Annotated in this window: 20 protein-coding genes; 12 read left to right on the top strand and 8 right to left on the bottom strand. The window is 70.3% G+C overall.

Annotated features, from left to right (window positions below):
* A partial coding sequence (locus A7A76_RS15365) for a hypothetical protein (RefSeq protein WP_206411999.1) occupies positions 1–204 on the top strand: 204 nt, incomplete at its 5' end.
* Positions 205–433: 229 nt separating this feature from the next.
* Here the strand turns inward: A7A76_RS15365 and A7A76_RS15360 are convergent.
* Positions 434–871, bottom strand: a complete 438-nt coding sequence (locus A7A76_RS15360) for a hypothetical protein (protein ID WP_206411998.1) — start codon at positions 869–871, stop codon at positions 434–436.
* 249 nt (positions 872–1120) lie between these two features.
* On the opposite strand from A7A76_RS15360, the gene ftsE reads away from it, so the two are divergent.
* The 6 genes from ftsE to A7A76_RS15330 all read left to right on the top strand — a co-directional run bounded on the left by ftsE (position 1121) and on the right by A7A76_RS15330 (position 7069).
* Positions 1121–1807 carry a cell division ATP-binding protein FtsE gene (gene ftsE / locus A7A76_RS15355; protein ID WP_206411997.1) on the top strand — a complete coding sequence of 229 codons (687 nt, stop codon included), beginning with the start codon at positions 1121–1123 and terminating at the stop codon, positions 1805–1807.
* Positions 1808–1935: 128 nt separating this feature from the next.
* On the top strand, positions 1936–2832 hold the full coding sequence (ftsX, locus tag A7A76_RS15350) for a permease-like cell division protein FtsX (protein ID WP_241200963.1): 897 nt from the start codon (positions 1936–1938) through the stop codon (positions 2830–2832).
* 276 nt (positions 2833–3108) lie between these two features.
* Positions 3109–3963, top strand: a complete 855-nt coding sequence (locus A7A76_RS15345; protein WP_206411995.1) for a response regulator — start codon at positions 3109–3111, stop codon at positions 3961–3963.
* A complete protein-coding gene (gene ung, locus A7A76_RS15340) occupies positions 3960–4664 on the top strand; it encodes a uracil-DNA glycosylase (protein ID WP_206411994.1) in 705 nt (234 codons plus the stop codon). Before A7A76_RS15345 ends, ung begins: the two co-directional genes overlap by 4 nt.
* A gap of 946 nt (positions 4665–5610) precedes the next feature.
* Positions 5611–5805: a hypothetical protein gene (locus A7A76_RS15335; RefSeq protein WP_206411993.1), complete on the top strand. Its 195-nt coding sequence runs from the start codon at positions 5611–5613 to the stop codon at positions 5803–5805.
* A 526-nt stretch (positions 5806–6331) separates the two neighbouring features.
* Positions 6332–7069: a hypothetical protein gene (locus A7A76_RS15330; RefSeq protein WP_206411992.1), complete on the top strand. Its 738-nt coding sequence runs from the start codon at positions 6332–6334 to the stop codon at positions 7067–7069.
* Between the two features lie 75 nt (positions 7070–7144).
* Here the strand turns inward: A7A76_RS15330 and A7A76_RS15325 are convergent, their stop codons facing one another.
* The gene (locus tag A7A76_RS15325) at positions 7145–7999 is read right to left on the bottom strand and encodes a LysR family transcriptional regulator (RefSeq protein ID WP_206411991.1); all 855 of its coding nucleotides are present in this window, start codon (positions 7997–7999) and stop codon (positions 7145–7147) included.
* A gap of 129 nt (positions 8000–8128) precedes the next feature.
* Here A7A76_RS15325 and A7A76_RS15320 point away from each other — a divergent pair, with 129 nt between their 5' ends.
* The gene (locus A7A76_RS15320; RefSeq protein ID WP_206411990.1) at positions 8129–8539 is read left to right on the top strand and encodes a tautomerase family protein; all 411 of its coding nucleotides are present in this window, start codon (positions 8129–8131) and stop codon (positions 8537–8539) included.
* 10 nt (positions 8540–8549) lie between these two features.
* Here A7A76_RS15320 and A7A76_RS15315 read toward each other — a convergent pair whose 3' ends face one another.
* Entirely contained in the window at positions 8550–9461 is a 912-nt protein-coding gene (locus A7A76_RS15315; protein WP_241200961.1) for a LysR substrate-binding domain-containing protein, read from the bottom strand.
* Between the two features lie 134 nt (positions 9462–9595).
* On the opposite strand from A7A76_RS15315, the gene A7A76_RS15310 reads away from it, so the two are divergent.
* The gene (locus A7A76_RS15310; RefSeq protein ID WP_206411988.1) at positions 9596–10288 is read left to right on the top strand and encodes an FMN-dependent NADH-azoreductase; all 693 of its coding nucleotides are present in this window, start codon (positions 9596–9598) and stop codon (positions 10286–10288) included.
* 336 nt (positions 10289–10624) lie between these two features.
* Positions 10625–11500: an EcsC family protein gene (locus A7A76_RS15305; RefSeq protein WP_206411987.1), complete on the top strand. Its 876-nt coding sequence runs from the start codon at positions 10625–10627 to the stop codon at positions 11498–11500.
* A 114-nt stretch (positions 11501–11614) separates the two neighbouring features.
* Here A7A76_RS15305 and A7A76_RS15300 read toward each other — a convergent pair whose 3' ends face one another.
* Positions 11615–12925, bottom strand: a complete 1311-nt coding sequence (locus A7A76_RS15300) for a sensor histidine kinase (RefSeq protein ID WP_206411986.1) — start codon at positions 12923–12925, stop codon at positions 11615–11617.
* Positions 12909–13622, bottom strand: a complete 714-nt coding sequence (locus A7A76_RS15295; RefSeq protein WP_206411985.1) for a response regulator transcription factor — start codon at positions 13620–13622, stop codon at positions 12909–12911. The genes A7A76_RS15300 and A7A76_RS15295 overlap by 17 nt, the downstream gene beginning before the upstream one ends.
* Before the next feature lie 353 nt (positions 13623–13975).
* Here A7A76_RS15295 and A7A76_RS15290 point away from each other — a divergent pair, with 353 nt between their 5' ends.
* Positions 13976–14803 carry a phosphatase PAP2 family protein gene (locus A7A76_RS15290; RefSeq protein ID WP_241200960.1) on the top strand — a complete coding sequence of 276 codons (828 nt, stop codon included), beginning with the start codon at positions 13976–13978 and terminating at the stop codon, positions 14801–14803.
* On the top strand, positions 14800–16467 hold the full coding sequence (locus tag A7A76_RS15285; RefSeq protein ID WP_206411984.1) for a phosphoethanolamine transferase: 1668 nt from the start codon (positions 14800–14802) through the stop codon (positions 16465–16467). Before A7A76_RS15290 ends, A7A76_RS15285 begins: the two co-directional genes overlap by 4 nt.
* Before the next feature lie 184 nt (positions 16468–16651).
* Here the strand turns inward: A7A76_RS15285 and A7A76_RS15280 are convergent, their stop codons facing one another.
* From A7A76_RS15280 to A7A76_RS15270, 3 genes are all read right to left on the bottom strand, one after another.
* On the bottom strand, positions 16652–17917 hold the full coding sequence (locus A7A76_RS15280) for a patatin-like phospholipase family protein (protein ID WP_206411983.1): 1266 nt from the start codon (positions 17915–17917) through the stop codon (positions 16652–16654).
* 279 nt (positions 17918–18196) lie between these two features.
* Complete coding sequence (locus A7A76_RS26055) at positions 18197–19567, bottom strand: nucleotide disphospho-sugar-binding domain-containing protein (RefSeq protein ID WP_206411982.1); 1371 nt, start codon at positions 19565–19567, stop codon at positions 18197–18199.
* 10 nt (positions 19568–19577) lie between these two features.
* Entirely contained in the window at positions 19578–23582 is a 4005-nt protein-coding gene (locus tag A7A76_RS15270; RefSeq protein WP_206411981.1) for a non-ribosomal peptide synthetase, read from the bottom strand.
* Between the last annotated feature and the right edge of the window lie 1001 nt (positions 23583–24583).

The raw sequence follows: 24583 nt of genomic DNA, 5'->3' as shown, positions 1-24583 counted from the left end.
GCCGAGGGCGCCGCGCCCAATCAGGCCGCGCAGGCCGCGCAGCCGGCCGCTGCCGCGCCGGTGGTGCCCAAGGCGGTGCCGGCCAAGCCGGCCGCCGCCGCGCAATCGCAGTCGCAGTCGCAGTCGGGCCAGCCTTCGCTGCTGAGCCGGATCGGCCGCAAGCTCAAGTCGCTGGTCGCGCGTCCGCCGCGTACCCAGCACTGAGCTCGTCGGGCGAAGCGGCGCACGCCGCTTCGCCGCGATCCGGCGGCAACGCGCCGGAACCGAAGCCCTTCCCACGACCGTTCCCGAATGCGCCGGGGCGGTTGTGGGAGGGGCTTTTTTTGTGGGAGGGCCGTCAGGCCCGACGCTTCCCGCGCCAATCCTTCGATTCGACCTGAAACCAGAGCGTCGGGCCTGAAGGCCCTCCCACAGTCGGCCGCTGTGCCGGCGCTTACTGCGTGCGGCTGTAGAACACCGACCAGGTGTTGGCCGCGGTCTCCGACAGCTGGAACACGTCCAGGTCGCCGTCGCCGTCGATGTCCAGCAACTGGTACTGGTTGCCGTAACCCGGCGACGCCGGCCAGCCGACGCCGAACGCGCCGCCCGCGTACGCCCAGGTGCTGCCGACGCCGCCGCTGCCGGGTTCGAAATGGCCGCGGCGGCCGCTGCCGGCGGCGTTGCACCACAGGGTCAGGCGCCAGTTCGCCGGCGTGCCGCCGAAGAACGGGAAGATCACGAAGCGCGCGTTGTTGAAGCCTGTGGAACCGGCCGGGCAGGCCAGGGTCGCGATGTTGATCGGCGCGTCGTACGACTCGGCGCGGGCGGCATCGGTGTAGATCCCGGCGGCGGCGAGGGCGGCGCAGACGAGCGAGAGCTTGAGCGTGTGCATGATCCGACTCCTTGGACGCGTCGAAGGGCATCCCGCCCGGAATGGGTCGGGACGTTCGCTGCGGATGTCGGACTGGAAAGGCCGAGCCGGCGCGAGACGCCGGCGGCCGCGCATGCGCCGGCCTGCGAGGTCCGCGCGCGCGGACGGCCGGTCTTGGAAGCTGCGGCGCGGGCCGCAGCGCGAACATAGGCCAAACCCGGGCGCCGAAACGTGATGTTTTCCGGCGATTCGCTCTGCGATACTTCCGCCATGACCGTCCTGCGCTTCGACAACGTCAGCAAACGCTACAGCAGCGGCCACGAGGCCCTCAGCGAAGTCAGCTTCGAGGTGGCCCGAGGCGAGATGCTGTTCGTCACCGGCCATTCCGGCGCCGGCAAGAGCACCCTGCTCAAACTCATCCATCTCAGCGAACGCCCCAGCCGCGGCGCGGTGGTGTTCGGCGAGAAGAACCTGCTCAAGGTCGGCGGCCGCCGCATCGCCCTGCACCGGCGCGAGGTCGGCGTGGTGTTTCAGGACCACCGCCTGCTCGCCGACCGCAGCGTCGCCGACAACGTCGCCTTGCCTTTGCTGCTGCGCGGCCTGCGCCGCAACGACATCGGCCGGCGCGTGCGCGCGGCGCTGGAGAAGGTCGGCCTGGGCGCGCGCGCCAGCGCATTGCCGGGCGAACTGTCGGCCGGCGAACAACAGCGCGTCGGCATCGCCCGCGCGATCATCGGCGAGCCGCGCCTGCTGGTGGCGGACGAGCCCACCGGCAACCTCGACCCGACCCTGTCCGCCGAAATCATGGCCCTGTTCCAGTCATTGCCCGAGCGCGGCACCAGCGTGCTGGTGGCCAGCCACGACCTGGCCCTGGTCAAGCGCATGAAGAAGCGCGTGCTGGTGCTCAACCACGGCCGCCTGGTCGACGACATCGCCCCGGAGGATCTGGCCGAATGAGCGCGCACGACCTTCGCGACGACGACGCAGTTCCCACCGATCCGTCCCCATCCGGCGTGCGCCCGTCCGAACTGCGCGCCGAACGCGCCGAGCCCGCGGTCGAGGCGTCCTCGCAATCGCGCCTGGGCATGTGGCTGGACCATCACCTCTACAGCCTGGTCGCCAGCCTCGGCCGGCTGCTGCGCAAGCCGTGGGCGGCGCTGCTGACCATCGGCGTGATGGCGGTGGCGCTGGCGCTGCCGCTGGGGCTGTGGGCGGCGCTGAACAACATCGAGCGCTTCGCCGGCGACGTGCAGCGTTCGCGCCAGATCAGCGTGTTCCTCAAGCCGCAGATCAAGATCGAGCGCGCCCGTGCCCTGGCGGAGGAATTGCGCGCGCGGCCGGACGTCGGCGGGGTGGAATTGCGCACGCCCGAGCAGGGCCTGGCCGAATTGCGCGAAAAGAGCGGCCTGGCTGAGGCGCTGGCCGCGGTGGAATCCAATCCGTTGCCGAGCCTGCTGGTGGTCACGCCCAAGGGCGACGAACTGGCGCTGGCGCAATCGCTGGAACAATTGGGCGAAGCCGACGTGGTCCAGCACGATGCCGGCTGGCGCCAGCGCCTGGACGGCTGGCTGCGCTTCGGCACCCGGCTGGCCTGGGTGCTGGCGGCGATGCTCGGCCTGGGCGCGCTGCTGGTGGTCGGCAACACCGTGCGCCTGGACATCCAGTCGCGGCGCGAGGAAATCGCCGTGCTGCAACAGCTCGGCGCCACCGACGGCTTCATCCGCCGGCCGTTCCTGTACCTGGGCGCCAGCTACGGCCTGGCCGCAGGCGCGGTCGCATTGGCGCTGCTGACCGCGGCCGACCACAGCCTGCGCGAACCGTTGGGCGCGCTGGCGCAAAGCTACGGCAGCCGCTTCGCCCTGCAGGGGTTCGACCCGCTGCACGCGCTGGGCATTCTGGCCGGCGCGGCCGCGCTGGGCTGGCTCGGCGCCGGCCTGGTCACCGGCCACTACCTGCGCCAGACCCGCGGCGGCCAAGGCTGAATCGAGCTGCGGCCGCCCCTGTAGGAGCGGCGCGAGCCGCGACTGCGGGGTAGCCGGTTGCGCCGTAAGCGAGGTTTCGCGGTCGCGGCTCGCGCCGCTCCTGCAGGGAGCCATCGCGGCATCGAAAACCGCCGCCAATCCGCAATCGTGCCGCGCAAGACTCGGAATCCGCCCCCGCTTGCGCCTAGAATCGGGGCTCCCCCGCACGACCCGCGTCGCCTGCCGCCGCCGCCCTCCTGGCCGCCGCCGGTGCGTGCGCAGACGCCAAGGCCCCGAATGCAAAGCCAGACCCTGCGACATTTCGACAACACCGCGCCGCGGGTGATGGTGGTGGACGGCTCCAGGCTGGTCCGCAAGCTCATCGCCGACGTGCTCGCGCGCGAGCTGCCGAACGCGCGCATCGTCCAGTGCGGCAACATCATCGAGGCCAAGCTCGCGCTCGATCACGGCGAAGTCGACCTGGTCACCACGTCCTTGGTGCTGCCCGACGGCGACGGCATCGCCCTGGCGCGCGCGGTGCGCGAGGCCGCGGGTCAGGCCTACGTGCCGGTGATCGTGGTCTCCGGCGACGCCCAGGCGCACCTGGAAGCGCGCCGCTTCACCGAAGACGTCACCGACTACTTCGACAAATCGCTGGGCCAGACCGCGCTGGCCGAGTTCATCCGCGGCTACGTGCAGCCGCAGCCGATTCCCGGCGCGCGCGTGCTCTACGTCGAAGACAGCCGGGTGGTGGCGGTGGCGACCAAGCGCATGCTCGAACGCCACGCGCTGCAGGTGCTGCACTTCATCGGCGTGGAAGAAGCGCTGGAACACCTGGAAGCGCACCGCGCCAGCGGCCGCGACGGCGGCGACGCCGGCGCCGACCTGGTGCTGACCGATGTATACCTGAAGGGCGAACTGGGCGGTAAAGACCTGCTCGCCAGACTCCGCAACGACTTCGCCTACGGCAAGCGGCGCCTGCCGGTGTTGGTGATGACCGGCGACGCCAACCGCGACAACCAGAGCGAACTGCTGCGCGCCGGCGCCAACGACCTGGTGCTCAAGCCGATCGAGGAGCGGCTGCTGGTGACCAAGACCTTGTTCCAGTTGCGCCTGTCGCGCATCGGCGACACCGCGGCGGCCCCGGCATGAGCGACGGCGACCGCGACATCAAGCTCGATCCGTCCTGGAAGTCGCGCATCGGCGACTGGTTCGGACGCGAGGACATGCAGGCGCTGTCGCGCTTCCTGCGCGAGCGCAAGGCCGCCGGCGCGCGGATCTTCCCGCCCGGCCCGCAGATCTTCTCCGCCTTCGACGCCACGCCGTTCGAGCAGGTGAAGGTGGTGATCCTCGGCCAGGATCCGTACCACGGCTACGGCCAGGCCCACGGGCTGTGCTTCTCGGTGCAGCCCGGGGTGGCGGTGCCGCCGTCGCTGGACAACATCTTCAAGGAAATCCACCGCGACCTGGGCATCGCCCGGCCCGACCACGGCTGCCTGCTGCCGTGGGCGAACCGCGGCGTGCTGCTGCTCAACGCGGTGCTGACCGTCGAGGAAGGCCGCGCCGGCGCGCACCAGGGCAAGGGCTGGGAAGGCTTCACCGACCATGCCGTCGACGTGCTCAACCGCGAGCGCGAAGGGCTGGTGTTCCTGCTGTGGGGCAGCTACGCCCAGGCCAAGGGCAAGGTCATCGACCCGCGCCGCCACCGCGTGCTCAAGGCGCCGCATCCCTCGCCGCTGTCGGCGCACCGCGGCTTCATCGGCTGCGGCCATTTCTCCGCCGCCAACGAGTACCTCGCGCGCCAGGGGCAGGCGCCGATCGACTGGACCTTGCCGCCGCGCAGCGCGCTGTAGCGGCTCGGCGGGCCGCCTGGCGGCCGTAACTGCGTGATTCCGATGCGTCGTCCTGGCCGCTGGCTTGCGGCTGGGCGGCCGTGCGCGTGTCTCGGCTCGGGCGGTCAGGTGACCAGGTGCCTGGGCAGGCGTGCCGGACCAGTGCCGGCCGGTGGCTGCGGGGTGGCGCGCTGCGCGGCATGACGGTGGGGCGGGTTGCGACGCGACTGCCAAGGTCTCTGCCTCGATCCGGACGCGCAATCGCGCCATCCGGGCCCGAATGTGCTCGCAAGGCACCGCAGAGGCCTTGCGAATGAAGAAAAACGGCTCAGACAAGTCTGAAATTTTGCGTGGGAATGGAGGGCGCGATTAAGGATATTTACCGATGTCAATCACATTAATTTGGACCTAAATCGTCGCTATTTGCCCTTATGTCGACCGGAAATGGAGCGATTTCACGCTATTTCAGGTCGTTCCCGGCGTATCCGGGCCGGAAACGCCCCGGCACGGCAAATCTGCCGATGTCCTCGCGTCCGGGGTTTCTCCGATGGGGACAGGTGTCAGGAGTTGGAGGTGCCGAGCGGTCGTTACCAGGCGCTTGGGGCCGCTACAGGGGGCAGACGAAGTGATCAGGCAGTCCACGCAATGCATCAATTCGAGCGCATTCAAGGCGTGCGAGGTGTGGCCTCAAATCATGTTTGCCGTGCCGCAGGTGCAGGTCGGGTTCCGATCGCGCCGTCGTCCCCGGTGGCCGCGCCGTATCGGCGCGCCGGTTCCTCAAGCATTCGCGGCGGTGGCCGCGGATGCGGGCGGTGTGTTCGCCGCCCGCCTTTCGCGCCGGCCTGCCGGCGCGGCTTCCGTCGCGTCCGTCGCACCACCCCCGCGCCATCTGCGGGCGCAAGGGCCGGACGGTCGCGATTCCCATTGGATTACTTGAGGTGACCCCATGAAAGAAACCCGGCGCCGTATGACCCTCAACCTGGCCGGCAGCGAAATGCAGTTCCTCGAGGAACTGTGCGTCCACAAGGGCGTCAGCAAGACCGCGGCGATCCGCCAGGCGCTGCGCCTGTATCAGGTGGTCGAGGATCGAGCCGACAAGGGCAAGAAGATGTTCTTCGTCGACAACAGCACCAAGGAGCGCTCGGAGCTGATGCTGCTCTGACCCTCTCGTGCGTACGCTTGGTCGCCGGCTCGCCGCCTGTTCACGGTGCGGCGGCCTGACCGTAGGCTCGCTTCAATGCCGTCGTGCGACCGCGCCCGGGACGGGGCGCGCCCGCACTCACCCGGCGAACGCTGCGTGTCGTGCGGTGACGATTGCAAGAAGTAACCGCAGCGACGTGCATGCGCTCCGCCGCACGTGGCCCCGCATTCCATGGTCTGTTTGGTCTTCCGCTCGAGGCGATGCACTTTTGGCGGGCGGCTCCATGCGAAGCACGTGCATACGGCCGCCCGCGCGAGCATGTGTTCCTAAGCCTCGGCCGATGGCACAGGCGGGGCATGTCCGTACCTTGCTGAAGCAGTACACCTGCATTTCAGTGATGCTCGCCGCCGGCTATCTCGGCCATAGGAACATCTTGACGCACCGCTGCCGGGCCGAGCGCTCATGCATTGCGATGAGCGATGAGCGGGGCGCGAGTTCATACATGCGCAAGGGGCGCTCAAAAACTTCACCAAAATGAGCAAGGTTAATGACCGTTCGCAACGATAGTACGAATGCCGAAACACCCTTGGATGTCACTGGAATTGCCCCAGCGGCCACCGTTGACGATGGCGGGTCACAGCGGATCTACGGTACCCGATCAGCGTCGGGAGACGACCTTCGTCCATGGCACGAGCGCACGCGCAGACTCGCGCGTCGCAAGGACGTTCCGTGGACGTGTCCGGGCAACTGGGATAACCGCGTAACCTCGCGATACACCGAAGATAACGAGAAGATCGGCAAGGCTCGCTTCGAGGATGTGACAGCTCTGCACGATGTAAGCGAGTTCGACGCGTACCAAGTCATCAAATATGCCCTGACATCGCCCAACTGGCGCGGCCATAGCATGGGGCTGGAGGAGGGTTTTGCGGACATGATCGCGCGTGCGGCTGTCGCCGGCTTGAACGCCCTGGCCTGTGGCGCGCCTGGGTTCGATCCGAACGATTTCGCTGAAAGCGCGGGTATCGACCAAGCCGGGGTCCGCATTCGTGGGGCGGGCTTCGATGTTTCGCAGTTTCGTTACGCAGCGCCTCCTAGGAAGAAGTCACACATAAAACCGATCGTGATCGACGGCGGCGCTCACTCCGACGTAATGAACGCGCTGTGGGCCATAGAGCGAACCGCCCGAGTGCTCAGCGAGCGGAATGACGATTGCGAAGATTACGCCTTGTTCTACAGTATCGAGCTTCACGCACAGGCGGCATTGGAGCAGCTCAGCGAAGGTTGATCGGCGCCGACACAAACGGAGATATCTGAGCATTGATGCCGGCGAACGTGTCAGTGCCGGCGTCGCCAGCGCGCTTCAGGCGAAGAACGTGCGCACGATCGAGGCGGCCTCGTGCAAGGCTGCGGGCGCGTCTTCCGGCGGCGTCAGCAGGCCGAAACCGCAATCGGGCAGCGGCGGCAGCCGCGGCGAGCGGGCGATCGCCAGCCCCGGCCCGATCGCCGACGCGTTGAGGCAGCCCACGCCCAGGCCCGCGCGCAGCGCCGCCTGCAGCCCGGCCACGCCGCTGGCCAAGTGGGCGATGCGATGCGCGCTGCGATGCCGCTGCAGGCGTTGCACCGCCAATCCGTGCAAGCCGCAGCCCGGCGGCAGCAACACCAGCGGCAACTCGGCTTCATCGCGCAGGTCCAGGCCGGGCGCGGCGACCCAGTGCAAGGCTTCGCGCCGCAGCGGCAGGCCAGGCACGCGCGTGCGCGCGGCGCCGGCGTGCAGGATCACCGCCAGGTCGTACTGCCCTTCGGCATGGCCCTGCGCCAGCGTCGCGCTCTGGCCGATGCCGACCTGCAGGCGCAATTGCGGGCAACGCCGGCCCAGCTGGCCGAGCAGGCCGGCGATCTCGTCGCTGCGGAAATAATCGCTGATCGCCAGCCGCGCATCGGTGCGGCGCACTTCGTTGCGCACCTCGTGCAGGGCCAGCTCGCCCAGGGCCAGCATCTGCCGCGCGTGGCCGATCAGGCGCCGCCCGGCCGGGGTCAGGTCCACGCCCTGGCGCGAGCGCGACAACAGCGCCGCGCCGGCGGCGGCTTCGAGCTTCTGCAACTGTTCGCTGACCGCCGATTGCGAGCGGAACACCCGGCCGGCGCCGGCGGAGATGCTGCCGGCCTCGGCGACGGCGACGAAGGCGCGGAGCTGGTCCAGGTCTAGGCTGCGCATGGCGGCACCGTTATCGGAATAGCCGATGGATGAGCGCAGATCTTCCCGCTATTCCGATGGCCGCCGCAAGCCTAGCCTGTGCCTGCATTCCGGGGCCGAGTGATGCCGGCCCGCCACGAGACCGCCGCCATGCCGCACCTGAACCTGCAGATTTCCGGCCCCGCCGACTCCGAGCTGGCGCGCCGCGCCAGCGCCGCGGTCGCCGACCTCACCGTCGACGTGCTCGGCAAGCGCCGCGAGCTGATCGCGATCGAAGTGCGCTTCGTCGAGCGCGCGCACTGGTTCGTCGGCGGCCGCAGCCTGGATGAGCTGGGGCGCAATTCGTTCTTCCTCGACATCAGCATCACCGACGAGACCAACACCAAGGACGAGAAGGCGCGTTTCATCGAGCAGGCCTACGCGCGCCTGTCGGCCTTGATCGGCGAGGTGCACGAGGTGTCCTACATCCACGTCGTGGACGCGCGCGCGGCCGCGTACGGCTACGGCGGCGCGACCCAGGAGCATCGTTATCAGGCCGCGCGCATCGCTGCGCCGGCTTGATCGACTGGTTTCACGACGCAGCGGCCGAACCGGACGCCGCCTGCGCGCGCAGCCAGTCGCGCAGCGCCGCCAGCCCGGCGGGCTCCACGCCCGGCGCCCGCACGAACCAGTGCGGGTAGCCGTCGAGCGCGGGCCCGAACGGCTGCACCAGCGCGCCGCTGGCCAGATCGTCGGCGACCAGCGCCAGGCTCAGCAGCGCCACGCCGTGGCCGGCGATCGCGGCCTGGATGGCGTGGCTTTCGTCGGTGAAGCGCAGGCCGGCATCGACGTCCAGGCCGGCCAGTTCGGCCTGGCCGGCGCGCTCGCGCCACAGCCGCCAAGTCGGCGTGTCGGCGGTGGGGTGGCGCCATTCCGAATGCAGCAGCATGTGTTCGCGCAGCTCGTGCGGGCGCCGCAGCCCCAGGCGCGGGCTGCACACCGGGGCGAAGCGGTTTTCGATCAGCGGTTCCGCCTCCAGGCCGGGAAACGGCCCGCGGCCGTAGCGGATCGCCGCGTCGGCGAGGCCGGCGTGCAGGTCGACCGGGTCGTCGGAGGCGTGCAGGCGCAGGTCCAGGTCGGGGCAGGCCTGGCGGAACGAGGCCATGCGCGGCACCAGCCATTTGGCGGTGAACGACAGCGTCGCCGACAAGGTCAGCGCGCGCCGCTGCGGCGGCGCGCGCAAGGCCTCGACCGCTTCGGCGAAGGCGTCGAAACCGTCGCGCAGCACCGGGAACAGGCGCTCGGCCGCGGCGGTGAGGGCGACGCGGCGGGTCTGGCGCTCGAACAGGCGCAGGCCGATGTGCGCCTCCAGCGCGCGCACCTGGTGGCTGATCGCGGTCGGCGTGACCGACAGCTCCTGCGCCGCGCGCTTGAAGCTGCGCAGCCGCGCGGCGGCCTCGAACGCGCGCAGGGCGCCCAGCGGGGGCAGGCGACGGCCGGGCATGGATGAGACCAACTCATTCATCGATTGAGAAATCGGAGTTTGTCGCCTGCCGCACGGAGTTTCAACATGGCCTGCATCGCGGCGAGCCTCGGACAGGCCTAGCCGAATTCATCCATCACCTTGCGAGCCCCGCCATGACCCGACTGCTCCATATCGACTCCAGCGCCCGCTCCGGCGGCTCCGACACCCAGGCCCACGGCTCGCACAGCCGTCGCCTCAGCGCCCGTTTCGTGCGCCGCTGGCGCGAACTGCGCCCCGACGACGAGGTGACCGTGCGCGACGTCGGCCTGCACCCGCCGGCTCCGGTCACCGGCGGTTGGATCCATGCCGCCTTCACCCCGCCCGAACGGCGCGAAGCGTGGATGCGCGACGCGCTGGCCGAGAGCGACGCGCTGGTCGACGAATTGCTCGCCGCCGACGTGATCGTCGCCGGCGTGCCGATGTACAACTTCGGCATGCCGGCGCAGTTCAAGGCCTGGATCGACAACATCGTGCGTGTCGGCCGCACCTTCGGCTTCGACCGCACCCGCGAAGGCGAGCCCTACTGGCCGATGCTGGCCGACAGCGGCAAGCGCCTGGTGCTGCTGAGCTCGCGCGGCGACTACGGCTACGGCAAGGGCGAGCGGCTGGAAGCGATCAACCACGTCGAACCCGGCGTGCTGACCCCGCTGCGCTACATCGGCATCACCCAGGCCCACAACGTGGCCGCGGAGTACGACGAATTCGGCGGCGAACGCCTGCGCGCCTCGCTGGAACGCGCCGAGGGCGAGATCGATGCGCTGGTGGAGCGTCTGGTCGCGGAGCATGCCTTGCGCGCTGCGGCGTGATCCGGCGAATGTCGCGCAGTACCCCTGTAGGAGCGGCGCAAGCCGCGACCGCGCCAATGCAACTACGCCGAACCCTTCACCGAGGCGTACAGGTTCGAGCCATCGCCGCATTCGCGTCGTAGCCGATATTTACGGGATCATCTCGCTTCGTCGCAGTCGTATTGGCGCGGTCGCGGCTTGCGCCGCTCCTACAGGGGGGGCGGACGCCGCGGCGCTGAACGGTGGTGGGGGCGCGGACTTGTAGCCGCCCCCCGCCACCCCTACCTTCGCCAGGTCGCGGAGCGCTTTCGCGACCGGCCGCCGGCCATGGATTCCGGCGATGCGAGGCGAGGGGCGATGACCGAAGACGCGCAGTTGCTGAACCATCCGGCCGATGCGGCCGATCTCAAGCGCGCGGTGGCGCTGCTGGAGACGCCGTCGATCACCGCGCGCATGGCGGCGCTGGCCGGGGCGCCGATCGAGTTCGGCCTGTCCAGGCTGCCGCGCTTCGCTCATGAGCGTATCCACAAGATCGTGCACGCGGCCATGCACAAGGCCGCGTCGGCGGCGCTGAGCACGGTCAAGGAGGCGCCGAGCAAGCGCGCTTCGACCAAGACCCACAAGCTGGCCGCGGCGGTGTCCGGCGCGGCCGGCGGCTTGTTCGGCATGGCCGGGCTGGCGGTCGAGCTGCCGGTGACCACGGTGATCATGATGCGGTCGGTCGCCGACATCGCGCGCAGCGAAGGGTTCTCGCTGTCCGAGCCGTGGGTGCAGGCGGCCTGCGTGGAGGTGTTCGCGTTCGGCGGCAACAGCAAGCGCGACGATGCCGCCGAATCGGGGTACTACGCCTCGCGCGGCGTGCTGTCGGAGCTGACCAAGAACGCGACCCGCGAGCTGGTCCACCTGGCCGGGCACCGCGGCGCGCACGAGGTCACCCAGGCCTACGCCAAGAAGCAGGCGGCGACGTGGATGGCCAAGCTGATCGATACCGTGGCCACGCGCTTCGGCATCGTCATCACCGAGAAGACCGCGGCGCAGATCGTGCCGGTGATCGGCGCGGCCACCGCGGCGACGATGAATGTGTTGTTCACCAATCACTACCAGGACATGGCGCGCGGGCATTTCATCGTCAAGCGGCTGGAGCTGAAGTACGGTGCGCAGGCGGTGGAGCAGGCGTACCGGCGGGTGCGGGCGGGCGAGGCGCTGGCGGCGCAGGGGCGGCTCGAAGGCTAGGCGCGAGCCAGGGCGGCGGGTGGGGGAGCGCGGCGAACTGGAGCAAAGGCATCGGGCCTGAAGGCCCTCCTACAGCTTTGGGAGGACCTTCAGGCCCGATGCTTTCGTCTCGGATCAGGCCGAGGCCTTCAGCGCCAGCGTCGTGCGCGTCCCGCGCTCGGCCTTGTCGAAGCGCAGGCTCCAGCCCAGGTGTTCGCACAGGCGCGAGATCAGGTCCAGGCCGATGCCGCCGCCTTCGCGGCCGCCGCGGGCGACGCGGGCGTAGATCGCGCTGATTTCCTCCGGGGTCATGCCGTGCCCCGGATCTTCGATCACCACGGTGGCGTCGTCCTGCAGGCGGATCGCGATTTCGCCGCGGTCGCTGTTCTCGATGGCGTTGCGCAGCAGGTTGCCGATCGCCGCCTGCACGATCGGCAGCGGCGCCAGGATCTCGCACGGCGGCAGCGGCGCGATCGCCAGGGTCAGATCCTTGTCGCGGGTCAGGTGGCGATGGTCTTCGACGATTTCCGGCAGCAGATGGTCGAGCGCGACCCGGTCGCTGTTCGCGCTCAGGCGCTTGGGATCCTTGGCCAGCACCAGCAGCAGCGAGATCAGTTGCTCGACATCGCGCGAAGTGCGGCGGATGCGGTTGAGCTGGTGGCGGGTGCCGGCCGGCAATTCGTTGTGGTCCAGGGCGATTTCGGCCGCGCCGGCGATCACCGAGATCGGCGTGCGCAGCTCGTGGCTGGCGCTGTCGATGAAGGCACGCTCGCGCTCGACGTAGCGGTCGTTGCGCTCCAGGTAGTCGTTGACCGCATCGGCGATCACCACCAGTTCCGAGCTGGCCGAATCGGGCACGTCCACGCGCTGGCCGGAACGGTCCGGGCGCAGGCCGCCGATGCGCTGGGCCATGTTGGTCAGCGGCCGCACCAGCCGGTGCACGCCCCAGCCGATCACCGCGCACAGCAGCAGCAAGGTGGTGATGGCCGAGGCGGCGATGGTCAGCGCGAGGTCGAACTCGCGGTGCTCCATGTCGTCGATGTCCAGCGCCAGGATCAGGCGGCGGCCGTCGACGTCGCGCACCAGGGTCACGTACTCGACGCCGGCGACGACGACCTCGTCGTGCACGCCCGGCGCGAGCTTCGCCAGCTCGCGCGGCGGCGGCCGGGTGGCGCTGTCGTACAGCGACAACGCCTGGGTGTCGCTCCAGCGGTAGTCCGGATCGCCGCGGCTGCGCTCGATGAAGTAGTCCATCTCGGTGTTCATCAGCGAGGTCCACACCAGGTGCTCGGCGTGCTCGTTGACGAAGAACCCTTGCACCACCACCGCGATCGACAGCAGCGCGGTGTAGCCGAACAGGCCGAGCAGGATGCGCTGGCGCAGGCTGGAACGCGCGCGCGTCGGCGCGGCGGCCGGCGCCGGCGCGCGGTCAGGCGGCGCTGCCATCGGCCTCGTGGTCGCCCGACTCCGCCGGCACCGCCAGCCGGTAGCCCACCCGCGGCAGCGTCTGGATCAGCTTGACCGGGTAGGGCCCGTCGACCGCGCGGCGCAGTTCGTAGACATGCGAACGCAGCATGTCGCCGTCGGGCGGGCTGTCGCCCCACAGCGCGTGCTCCAGGCGTTCGCGGGTGACCGCGCCGGGGCTGGACTGCATCAGCACTTCCAGCAGCTTGCGGCAGGCCGGATACAGATGCAGCGAACGGCCGCCGCGGCTGACTTCCAGCGTGGTCAGGTCGAGCTTGAGGTCGGCGACCTGCAGCACCTTGCTGCGGCCGCGGCCGGCGGCGCGCGCGGCCAGCGCTTCCAGCCGCACTTCCAGTTCGGGCAGGGCGAAGGGCTTGGTCAGGTAATCGTCGGCGCCGGCGCGGAAGCCGGCGATCTTGTCGGGCAGCTCGTCGCGCGCGGTCAGCATCAGCACCGGCACGTCGGAGCCGGCTTCCTCGCGCAGGCTGCGCAGCACTTCGCGGCCGTCCAGGCGCGGCAGCATCCAGTCCAGCACGATCGCGTCGTAGCGCTGGGTCACCGCCAGGTGCAGGCCGGTGGGACCGTCGGGCGCGGCGTCGAGGGTGTAGCCGCGCGCTTCGAAGTAATCGAAGAGGTTGGCCACCAGGTTGCGATTGTCTTCCACCACCAACAGGCGCATGCGCCGGGTCTCCCGCCGCGGGCGCGGCCTGAACTGAGTGTGCCCCAAGCCGGGGCGCGAGGTCTTGCTGCGAACGGATGCGCAGGGTGCGCGAAGCCCCCCAGCTCCCCGGCGCAGGCCGCCAGTGTGGTTACGGTGGCGTCGGAAGCCCGTCGGAACAAGGGGCCGCGGCCGCGCCGAATCTGAACGCAGCGCCGCGGGCGCGCCCGGATTTTCCCTGTTTAACGAGCCCACAACCCGGTTCCGACCGCTCTCCGACAGCGCCGTTTCGATCATCGCCGCACAGCCCGCTTCGCCGACGTTGTCGCCGCCGCCCGGGTCTCTCACGCCCGCTCACGAGCCCGTTGCCGTCGATGAATCGCTCCGTATCCAGGCCGCTCGCCCCGGCCGTCCCCGCGACGGCCGCCGCGCCCGCCGCTTTGCCGCCGATGTTGCCCGGCGTCGCCGCCGGCGTGTCGGCGCGGAGTTTCCTGCTGCGCCACGCGCTGTGGCCGTTGCTGGCGCTGACGGCGCTGTCGGCGCTGAGCATGGGCCTGGGCGGCGATTTCTGGCTGGCCGACCGGCTCTACGCGCTGCAGGGCGGGCGCTGGGCGCTGGAGAACGCCTACCTCACCGAGCACGTGATCCACCGCTTCGGCCGCGACGCCAGCACCGCGGCGTGGCTGGGCGTGTTCGCGTTCTGGCTGTTCGCGCGCTCGCGTCCGGCGCTGGCCGAGTGGCGCCGGCCGCTGGCTTACCTGTTGCTGGCGACGCTGCTGGCGGTGTCGCTGGTGTCGGGCCTGAAGTCGCTGACCAACATGGACTGCCCCTGGGATCTGAGCCGCTACGGCGGCGACGTCGCGTTCTACGGCTTGTTCGACGCGCGCCCGCCCGGACTCGACCGCGGCGTGTGCTTCCCGGCCGGCCATGCCAGCGGCGGTTACGCCTGGGTGGCGCTGTATTTCTTCTTCCTGCAATTGCGGCCGCGGCTGCGTTGGCGCGGGCTCGCGGTCGGCCTGGGCGTGGGGTTGCTGTTCGGGATCTCGCAGCAGCTGCGCGGCGCGCATTTCTTCTCGCACGACGTGTGGACCCTGGCGATCAGCTGGTTCGTGGCGCTGGCGCTTTATTTGGCGATGGCCCGGCGCGAGGCCCCGCAGGCGGCGCCCGCGGCGCAAGCCGCAGCGCAGGGAGCCGGCCGATGAGCACCGTCGCCCGCTCGCAACTGCGTTGGCCGGCCTGGCTGTCTTACCGGCCCGAGCTCAGCGTCGAGACCATCGTCGTCCTGGCCAGCGTGTTCTTCGCCGCGTTCGCCAACAACGCGTTCTGGCGCGCGGCCTCGGCCGCCGGCGCATTCGCGGCCGGTCACGGCGTGTGGGTGGCGGCGTGCGTGTTCGTCGCCGTGGTCGCGATCACCTCGCTGTTGCTCGGCCTGCTGCTCAATCGCTGGACGGTGAAGCCGTTGCTGACGGCGCTGCTGCTGGTCACCGCGGGCGCGGCGCACTTCATGAGCCAGTACGGGATCTACCTGGACACCGGCATGATCCGCAACGTGCTGCAGTCCGACGGCAAGGAGTCGGCGGAGCTGTTCACCGCCGGGTTGATCCTGCCGCTGCTGCTGTACGGCGTGTTGCCGGCCGCGCTGCTGTGGCGGGTGCGGTTGAAGCTGCGGCCGCTGGGTCGCGCGCTGCTGGTGCGGCTGGGCCTGCTGGTCGCGTCGCTGGCGCTGGCGGGGCTGGCGCTGATGGGCTCGTTCCAGGACATCTCGGCGCTGCTGCGCAACCACAAGGAAATGCGTCACCTGGTGACGCCGGCCAACTACCTGGTGTCGCTGACGCGGGTGGCGCTGGACGACTCGGCCTCGCGCGTGCGCGGCCGCGCGCCGATCGGCACCGACGCGCGCATCGCCGCCGCGCGCACCGCCAGCCCGAAGCCGCGCCTGCTGGTGCTGGTGGTCGGCGAAACGGTGCGCGCGCAGAACTGGGGCCTCAACGGCTACGCGCGCCAGACCACGCCGGAGCTGGCGCGGATCGCGCCGGTCAACTTCCCCGACGTGACCGCCTGCGGCAGCAGCACCGAGGTCTCGGTGCCGTGCATGTTCTCGCCGTTCGGCCGCGCCAATTACGACAAGGACCGCATCCAGGGTTCGGAATCGCTGCTCAACGTGCTCGAGTACGCCGGCATCCAGACCTTGTGGCGCGACAACCAGACCGGCTGCAAGAACGTGTGCAAGGGCCTGGCGTTCGAATCGTTCGAACATGCCAGCGATCCCAAGTTCTGCGGGCCCGACGGCTGCTTCGACGAGGTGATGCTGGGCGGCCTGCGCGAGCGCGTCGGCGCCAAGCCGGGCGACGCGGTGGTGGTGCTGCACCAGTTGGGCAACCACGGCCCGGCCTATTTCCGCCGCTACCCCGAGCGCCTGCGCCGCTACACCCCGACCTGCGACACCAACGAACTGGGCCAGTGCGACCGCGAGCAGATCGTCAACGCCTACGACAACGCGGTGATGGCGACCGACGAGTTCCTCGCCCGCACCATCCGCTACTTGGCGCAGGACGATTCGCGCGACACCGCGTTGATCTATCTGTCCGACCACGGCGAGTCGCTCGGCGAGAACGGGCTGTACCTGCACGGCGTCCCGTACGCGATCGCGCCCAAGACCCAGACCAAGGTGCCGATGGTGATGTGGTTCTCGCCGGGGTTCGCCGCCTCGCGCGGGCTGGACCTGCAGTGCCTGCGCGCCGAATCGGCCAAGCCGGCCAGCCACGACAACCTGTTCCACTCGGTGCTGGGGCTGATGCAGGTGGAGACCAGCGTGTATCAGAAGCCGATGGATCTGTTCGCGCCTTGCGTGCACGCGAAAGGTTGAGGCGGCGGAGCGTGGCGGTTCGGTCGGGACGTTTTCGCGGGTGAGGTGGCGGGCGGCGTAGGTGTCGCGGTCGCGGCTGGCGCCGCTCCTGCAGTCGGAAACGAAACCGGCCGAAGCCCCTGTAGGAGCGGCGCGAGCCGCGACCGCGACACCACCGCTGCGACGATACCGACCGCCCGCAGCGCTAACTCGCCCCCCACCACCGCCGATGCAGCACCCGCGCATGGCTGCGCCGCAGCCATCGCCGCACGCGGCTCTCGTCGGCGCGCTGCGGATACGGCCAGACCGCGGGCGCGGCCTCGGACACCCAGCCATTCTGCCGCCACAGCGCATCGTGCGCGGCGAAGTAGCCGTGGTTGACCAGCACTTCGAACTCGACGTCGAGGAACCGGTCCAGGTCGGTGCGCAGACGGCCGAGCACGTCGCGCACCAGCGCGGGGCTGTAGCCGTCGGCGCCTTCGTCGCGGTAGCCGGTCAGGCTCCAGTACACCCCGCTGAAGGAGCCGATTTCGGCCTGGCCGAAGAACAGCCGCTTGCGCAGCGCTTCGGCCTGATTGCCCATGACCTGGGTGTAGCGCATCAGCCGCGACAGCCACCAGCGCTTGCTCTCGAACACGAACGGGCCGCCGGCGTCGGACACCAGCACTTCGCGATAACGGCGCAGGCTCGGCTCGGTGGCCAGGTTGTCGTAGACGCCGCCGTCGCTGAGTTCGATCCGCGCGCGCAGCGCGTCGCCGTCGTCGCCGCGGTAGTCGCCGCGCTGGTAGTCGCCGGGATCGGCGTCGAAGCGCACCGGCCCGAACACCGGCGGAAAACTCGAAGACGCGGCGACCGCGCAGCTCAGCCGCACCCGCCGCGCGCCGTCGCGCAGGTAGCCGGCGAGGTAGTCGCCGACGCGGCGGCGCGAGAATTCCCAGTTCACGCCGAAGGTCAGGTCGGTGGCGCAGAACACGAACGACGGCGACTGCGGCAGTTCGTCGAGGTGGCGCTCGCCGAAGGCGCGCTGGTAGCCGCGTTCGAGCAGGCCGATCCGCCACGACGGCTTGAGCCAGTTGAACGGCAGCGTCGCCAGCACCGGCCACGTGCGCAGATCGCGCGCGGCGACCGTGCGGAACGGCTCGACCACCGCGGCGCGGAAGTCGATGCGGTCGCTCCAGGCGGCGAAGCCTTCTTCGGCGTCGCGGCGGGTGTCGAGGTAACGGCAGGCCAGCCAGGCCGAGACGATGCTGCCGCCGGAGACCGAGCTGATCAGGCTCAGGCCGGCGAGCAGGCCGGCCTCGTGCAGACGCAGCAACCCGCCCAGATGGAACAGCGCGGCGCGGTAGCCGCCGCCGGACAGGCACAGGGCGCGGCCTTCGCGCTGGTTGACGCCGCTGTGCGCGGCCAGCTCGGCGCGGCGCGCCTCGCGGCGCACGCGCAGGCGCTCGAGTTCGACTTCGGTGCTTTGCATTGGGGGACGCCTCGCTCGCGGGCGGCGCGCCAGGGCGCCGCGGGGCAGTCCGTCATTGTGTGCGGACGGCGTCTCCGAGGCTGTGACTGCGGCGCAGGGCCTCGCGCTCCGGCCTCGCCACAGGGGAGGCCGGAGCGTCCGCGTGTGCGCAGGGCGCTGCGAGGGCTGGGAGCGAAAATCAAAATGGGTTCCGGCTTTGCCGGAACGACGGTGTCGTGGCGGCGCGATTCGCGCGAACGCCCGCTGATTCGCGGCCAGCGGCCGCGAACCGGTCGCGGCTCAGGCCACGCGCTCCAGCGCCAGCGCCGGCGCGTCCTGGCCCAGCCGCGGCGGCGGCAGCAGGCCCCATTCGTTGAGCGCGCGGATCGCCGCGATGCCGCCGTTCTCGGCGCGGATCTTTTCGCCCAGTTCCTGCGCCGCGCGCACGCGCTCGGGCCGCAGCGCGTCCTCGACCGCCTGCGCCATCTGCTGCGCGGTGACCGTGCGCCGGTCCAGCGCCGGCGGCGCGGTGCCCAGCGCGTGCATGCGCCGCGCCCAGAACGGCTGGTCGCCGAAGAACGGCACGAACACCGACGGCACGCCGGCGCGCGCCGCCGCCACCGTGGTGCCGGCGCCGCCGTGCTGCACGGTCGCGGCCATGCGCGGGAACAGCCAGTCGTGCGGCGCGGCTTCGATCACATAGACCTTGTCGCTCAGGCGCCCCGGCTCGCAGCGCAGGCCGCCCCAGCCGGTCGCCAGCACCGCGCGCCGGCCGCCGATGCGCACCGCCTCGAGCACCACCTCGGTCAGCGCCTCGGCGTTGTTGGCCAACATGCTGCCGAAGCCGAAATACACGGGTTTTTCGCCCTCGGCGAGGAAGTCGGCCAAGCCCTGCGGCGGCTGCCAAACGTCGGCCTGATCGAGGAACCAGCTGCCGGTGACCTTGACCTCCTCGGGCCAGTCGTCCGGCGGCGGCAGGATGTGCCGGCTGTAGCCGTACAGCACCCGCATGCGTTCGGGATTGGTGTCGAAGAACGGCCCGTACCACGGGAACAGCGGCAGCTTGAGCTGCGGCCGGATCGCGCCGTTGACCGCCGGCTTGAGTGTGTACCAGGCCAGCAGCTTCATCACCGAGAACAGCGCCATGTTGACCGCGCCGGGAAACTCGCGCTCGGACCAGAACGACAGCGGCGAGAGCTTGCGCGAAGGCGTGAACGGCTGCAGATGGGCCTGGATGAAGGGAATGCCGTCGGCTTCGCCGATCGCCTTGGCCAACTGGGTGACGATGCCGGTGCCGACCAGCAGCGCCGCGCCCTTGCACGCCGGCCGCGCTTCCTGCGCCCAGGTCGCCGCCCACTGCGCGAACTTGGCGCGGGTGTGCTGGACCAGGTACCAGGGGTTGAGCGCCTTGTCGACGGTTTCGGGATTGTTGGTCAACAGGTCGCTGAAGTCGGCGCTGATCGCCGAGAACTCCAGCCCGGCCTCGCGCACCAGCGGGGCGAAGTTGTCGCTGGTGACGATGCGCACCGGATAGCCGGCGCGCTTGAGCGCCTGGCCCAGGCCGATGCACGGGCGCGCGTCGCCCTGGGTGCCGACGGTGAAGATCACCACCGCGCCGGGGGTGACGGGGGCGGCGGCTTCGGCGGCGATGGACACTGCGGATGCGGACACGGAGGTCTCCTTACGAATAAGCGGCGACCAGCGGCAGCGCGGCCGGCGGCGGCGGGTCCAGGCGCGCGGGTTGCGCCGGCTCGCCGAGCAGGCGTTCGCGCAGCACCCGGCCGATGTGCGCGGCCGCGCGCGGCTCGAGCATGGTCTGGTGGTGGCAATCGACTTCGTGCACGTCGAAGCGCCCGGCCACGTGCGCCTGCCAGGCGTTGGCGCGGTAGTGCAGCAGGCCGTCGAGGTCGACCCGCTCCTTGCGCCTGGCGTCGAAGAACAGCACGTCGGCGTCGATGCGCTGCGGCACGTAACGGCGCGCCAGGGTCAGGTTGTTGCGGGTGACCGCGGCGACGTGCTCGATCAGCTTGGCGTCGTCCTTGAGCACCTGCTGCACCAGCGGGTTGGAGAACACCTCGTATTCCTGGCACAGCAGTTCGGTCAGCGCGCGCATGTCCTGCGGCGCTTCGCGCAGGCGGTGGTGGAAGCCGAGGAACTTGAGCACCGCCTGGGCCTGCTGGGCCTCGTCGGGCAGCGCCGGTTCGGCGGCGAAAGGATAGGAATCCATCATCGCCAACAGCTCGACCGTATCGCCGTCGCGCTGCAACTGCGCCGCGACCGCGTGGCCGATCAGCCCGCCCAGCGACCAGCCGAGCAGACGGTACGGGCCCTGCGGCTGGACCTTGCGCATCTGCGCGATGTAGTCGGCGGCGATCTCCTCGATGCTGCCGGGCAGCGCGCCGCCGCGCAGGCCGCGCGACTGCAGCGCGTACAGCGGCAGCTCGATCTGGCGCAGCATGCCGGCGAACGCCCAGCCCACGCCGGTGACCGGGTGGATGCAGAACAGCGGCCGCTGCTCGCGCTCGCGCGCGCCGCCGCGCAGCGCCAGCAGCGCGCCGAGCGGATCGTTGTCGCCGCCGCTGCGCTCCAGCGCCGCGGCCAGGCCGGCGATGGTCGAGCCTTCGAACAGCGCGCCCATCGACAGTTCCGAACCGAAATGGCGCGGCAGCGCGGCGACCAGCTCGGCCGCCGACAGCGAATCGCCGCCGAGTTCGAAGAAATTGTCGTGGATGCCGACCCGGTCGAGCTTGAAGATCTGCTGCCAGATCGACGCCAGCTTGCGTTCGGCCTCGGTGCGCGGCGCCACGTAGGCGCTGCGTCGGTCGCGCTCGGGCGGGCGCAGCGCCTTGCGGTCGAGCTTGCCGCTGGCGGTCATCGGCAGCGCGGCCAGTTCGATCCACGCCGACGGCACCATGTAGTCGGGCAGGCGCGCGGCCAGCGCACGGCGCAGCGCGTCGGCCTCGGCGGTCGCGCCGGCGGCCGGCACCACATAGGCGGTCAGCAGCGCGTTGCCGGCGGCGTCGCGATGCAGCGCGACCGCGGCCTCGGCGACGTCGGCGAAGCCGCGCAGCTGCGCTTCGATTTCGCCCAGCTCGACCCGGTGGCCGCGGATCTTGACCTGCTGGTCGGCGCGGCCGAGGTATTCGAGCACGCCGTCGTCGCGCCAGCGCGCCAGGTCGCCGGTGCGGTACAGGCGCTCGCCGGGGCGGAACGGATCGGCGAGGAAGCGCTCGGCGTTGAGCTCGGCGCGATTGCGGTAGCCGTGGGCGACGCCGTGGCCGCCGATGTACAGCTCGCCGGCGCTGCCGGTCGGCATCGGCTGGCCGGCGGCGTCGAGCACGTAGACGCGGGTGTTGAGCAGCGGCCGGCCGATCGGCGGCGAAGCGCCGTTGCCCGCGGCCAGGCTGTCGGCGGTGATCTCCATCGCGGTCGACCACACCGTGGTTTCGGTCGGGCCGTACAGATTGGTCAGCCGCGCGGCCTTGCGCACCAGTTGCTGGGCCAGTTCCGGCTGCAGCGCTTCGCCGCCGATCAGCGCGTGCACGCGCTCCAGGCGCGCGTCCGCATTGGCCAGCAGCATGCGCCACAGCGACGGGGTGGCCTGCACGACGTCGATGCGCTGTTCGTCGATGAGCCGCGCCAGCGCCAGCGGGTTTCGCGCGACCTCGGCGGTGGTCAGCACCGCCGTCGCGCCCACGGTCAGCGGCAGGAACAGCTCCAGCCCGGCGATGTCGAAGGTGATCGTGGTCTGGGCGAGATAGCGCTGGCCCGCGTGCGGCCGCAGCTCGCGCTGCATCGCCTGGAGGAAGTTCCAGAACCCGCGCTGGCCGATTTCCACGCCCTTGGGTACGCCGGTCGAACCGGAGGTGTAGATCACGTAGGCCAGCTGCGCGCCGCCGAGCTGCGGCAGCGGCGGCGCGGCTTCGGCGTCGTAGCGCTCGTCCTGGGCGTGGGCGAACAGCAGCGGCAGGCCGCGGCCGGCGAACGCATCGGCGAAGGCCGGCGCGGTCAGCAGCAGGCTCGGCGCGGCGTCGTCCAGGGTCAGGGCGATGCGCTGCATCGGCGCTTCCGGATCCAGCGGCAGATAGGCCGCGCCGGCCTTCCACACCGCCAGCAGCGCCGCCGGCAGTACTTCGTCGCGCGGCAGGGCGATGGCGACGGTGTCGCCGGGGCGCACGCCGCGCGCGATCAGCCGATGGGCCAGGCGGGTGCTGGATTCGTCGAGCTCGCGATAGCTCAGCCGGGTGTCGCCGGCGATCACCGCGACCGCGTCGGGCGTGCGCGCGGCCTGGCGCTGGAACTGCGCCAGCGCGGTGCTGTCCTCCAGCGCTTCGTCGGTGGCGTTCCAGTGGTTCAACAGGCGCTCGCGTTCTTCCTCGCCGAGCACGTCGATCGCGCCCAGGGCGATGTCGGGGCGCTCGAGCACCTGCTCGATCAGGCGCATCAGCCGGCGCTTGTGCTCGTCGAGTTCGGCGGCCGGGTACAAGGTGGGGTTGGCGTCGAAGTCGAAGCTCAGGCCCTGGCCGTCGAGGCGGTCGAACACGAACACGGTCAGGTCTTCGGCGGTGCCGTTGTGCAGGTTGCGCGCGCTGCCGCGGTGGCCGAGGAAGTTGTTGTAGTCGTAAGGCTCGATGTTGATGCCGAGCCAGGCCATGTGCTGGTCCGGATTGACCAGGCCCAGGTCGCGGCGCAGTTCCTCGAAGCGGTACTGCTGATGGCGCAGCGCCGACTTGACCGTGCGCGAGGTCTGCTGGAACAGCTCGCTCATGCTCATGTCCGCGCGCATCTGCAGGCGGATCGCCACCACGTTGGCGACCATGCCCGGCGTGCTGCGCAACGCATGGCTGGAGCGGCCGGTGACCGGCATGCCGAACACCAGGTCGTGGGCGCCGCTGGCGCGGTGGTAATAGGCCGCGATCAGCGCGATCAGCACCTGCGGCAGGCTCACGCCGTTGTCGCGGGCGATTTGCGCCAGGCGTTCGCGCCCGGCTTCGGACACGCGCCCGCTGGCGCGGCGCAAACCGCCGTTGTTGCGCACGCGCCGGCGCGCCAGGGTCACCGCTTCGGGCAGGTCGGCGAGTTGTTCCAGCCAGTACTCGCGGTCGCGGCGGTAGCGGTCGGAATCGCGGTACGACGCTTCGGCCTCGATCAGCGAGGCCAGCGTGCCGTAGCCGCAGGGCGGCGGTTCGACGCCGTCGCGGTAGGCGCAATACAGCTCGTTGAGGCGCTTGGCCGCCATGCCGCCGCTGTAGCCGTCGTAGACGGTGTGGTGGGCGCGCTGGTACCAGCAATACAGATCGTCGGCGTACTTGAAGATCGCGCCGACCCACAGCGGGTCGTGGGCCAGATCGACCGGGCGGTTGATCTCGGCCTGCATCCAGCGCTCGGCGGCGGCGCGCGGATCGGGCTCGCCGCTGAAATCGATGTAGGGCGTCTCGAACTCGTAGCGCTCGCGCACGATCTGATAGGGCAGGCCGTTGTGCTCGACGATGCGCGCGCGCACGGCTTGCGCTTCGTCGGCGAATTGGCGCAGCGCGCGCTGGAACAGCGCCGGCTCGACCGGCCCGTGGATCTCCACCGCCTCGGCGATGTTCAAGGTCGCTTCGGCCGAGGCGAGCTTCTGTCCGACCCACAGTCCGCGCTGTGCGGTGGTGAGCGGCAGGCCGGATGCATGGAGTTCGTTCATGGCGCTTCCTTTGAACCGGCGCCGGGACGCGCGACGCCGCCGGCTGCCGGCGGACGCGCGGTCCGTCGGCGCGCCGTGACGAGTGCGCGCGAGCCTGCGGCCGACTCGTTCTTACGAGTGGCCCCCTCTCCGTGTGTATAGCGAATTCGAAGTACAAGCATGGCCGCGGCGCAGCGCGCCTGGGCGGGGCCTCTGTCCGTGTCCATCCGGCGCGAACGGCGGACGGTGGGCCTTAGTTCTTATCGGTACAGCAAAGGGGGGAAGGTCCGGGCGATGCCCGCGTTTCGGGCGCGGCGCGATCGCATCGGAAGGCGACGCTGCACGGATGCGCCGTGCGCCGCCTTCGGAATCAATATCCCCGAGCGCTCAAGTCATGTCCATCAAGTGCGATGAGAGGCATATCACAAGTCGAGGATTTACGAGGACGGCGGTGAGAGGCTTATCACAAGACGGATATGTGAAGGTTTTCGGACAGCGCGCAAGCCATCGCCGACGCGTTCGAAGGCTTGCGCGAACTGCGGAATTTCCCTGGAAAAAAGCCGATTTCGCGCGCTAACGCAGACTCGCGTTCAATCACGCGAAAGTTGTGATCGTGTCCGATTCGTTTCCGCTCAACGCGAACGCGTTTTCGTCGCGGGCAATAGATTGGTTCGCATGCGAATGTCGATCGCGGTCGCAAGCGGCGGTGAGGGTTGGTGAAAATTTATCCAATACGGAAAATCGTGGCGGTGCCGATCGAGCCGCTCGGCTCGGTCGCCGGACGCGGCGCAGATGACGGCTGGGCGACAGGCGCCGGCCGCGCGCCGGAGCCGAGGATGGGTTACGATGAGAATCGTTCTCATTTGTAGCTGTCGCCATGACCCTCCTGTTTCCCACGGCCGCGGCCGACGCCGGTGCGCGCGAGGCGGCCGCGGCGTCGGCGTTCCTGGCCCTGCCGCCGGATCCGGCGCTGGACGCCGCCGCGCGCCTGGTCGCGGTGTACGGCACCGGCGCGCTGCGGC

It is taken from the genome of Lysobacter enzymogenes (assembly GCF_017168095.1).
GTDB classification, from domain to species: Bacteria; Pseudomonadota; Gammaproteobacteria; order Xanthomonadales; family Xanthomonadaceae; genus Lysobacter; species Lysobacter enzymogenes_D.
Note: the sequence above shows the minus strand (reverse complement) of the source record. Positions and strands in the feature narration are given on the sequence as shown.

Bases quoted from the DNA above. Each gene is read 5' to 3' on its own strand.
- A7A76_RS15360 (WP_206411998.1), bottom strand. From the start codon at position 871: ATGCACACGCTCAAGCTCTCGCTCGTCTGCGCCGCCCTCGCCGCCGCC.
- ftsE (WP_206411997.1), top strand. From the start codon at position 1,121: ATGACCGTCCTGCGCTTCGACAACGTCAGCAAACGCTACAGCAGCGGC.
- ftsX (WP_241200963.1), top strand. From the start codon at position 1,936: ATGTGGCTGGACCATCACCTCTACAGCCTGGTCGCCAGCCTCGGCCGG.
- A7A76_RS15345 (WP_206411995.1), top strand. From the start codon at position 3,109: ATGCAAAGCCAGACCCTGCGACATTTCGACAACACCGCGCCGCGGGTG.
- ung (WP_206411994.1), top strand. From the start codon at position 3,960: ATGAGCGACGGCGACCGCGACATCAAGCTCGATCCGTCCTGGAAGTCG.
- A7A76_RS15335 (WP_206411993.1), top strand. From the start codon at position 5,611: ATGACCCTCAACCTGGCCGGCAGCGAAATGCAGTTCCTCGAGGAACTG.
- A7A76_RS15330 (WP_206411992.1), top strand. From the start codon at position 6,332: ATGACCGTTCGCAACGATAGTACGAATGCCGAAACACCCTTGGATGTC.
- A7A76_RS15325 (WP_206411991.1), bottom strand. From the start codon at position 7,999: ATGCGCAGCCTAGACCTGGACCAGCTCCGCGCCTTCGTCGCCGTCGCC.
- A7A76_RS15320 (WP_206411990.1), top strand. From the start codon at position 8,129: ATGCCGCACCTGAACCTGCAGATTTCCGGCCCCGCCGACTCCGAGCTG.
- A7A76_RS15315 (WP_241200961.1), bottom strand. From the start codon at position 9,461: ATGCCCGGCCGTCGCCTGCCCCCGCTGGGCGCCCTGCGCGCGTTCGAG.
- A7A76_RS15310 (WP_206411988.1), top strand. From the start codon at position 9,596: ATGACCCGACTGCTCCATATCGACTCCAGCGCCCGCTCCGGCGGCTCC.
- A7A76_RS15305 (WP_206411987.1), top strand. From the start codon at position 10,625: ATGACCGAAGACGCGCAGTTGCTGAACCATCCGGCCGATGCGGCCGAT.
- A7A76_RS15300 (WP_206411986.1), bottom strand. From the start codon at position 12,925: ATGGCAGCGCCGCCTGACCGCGCGCCGGCGCCGGCCGCCGCGCCGACG.
- A7A76_RS15295 (WP_206411985.1), bottom strand. From the start codon at position 13,622: ATGCGCCTGTTGGTGGTGGAAGACAATCGCAACCTGGTGGCCAACCTC.
- A7A76_RS15290 (WP_241200960.1), top strand. From the start codon at position 13,976: ATGAATCGCTCCGTATCCAGGCCGCTCGCCCCGGCCGTCCCCGCGACG.
- A7A76_RS15285 (WP_206411984.1), top strand. From the start codon at position 14,800: ATGAGCACCGTCGCCCGCTCGCAACTGCGTTGGCCGGCCTGGCTGTCT.
- A7A76_RS15280 (WP_206411983.1), bottom strand. From the start codon at position 17,917: ATGCAAAGCACCGAAGTCGAACTCGAGCGCCTGCGCGTGCGCCGCGAG.
- A7A76_RS15270 (WP_206411981.1), bottom strand. From the start codon at position 23,582: ATGAACGAACTCCATGCATCCGGCCTGCCGCTCACCACCGCACAGCGC.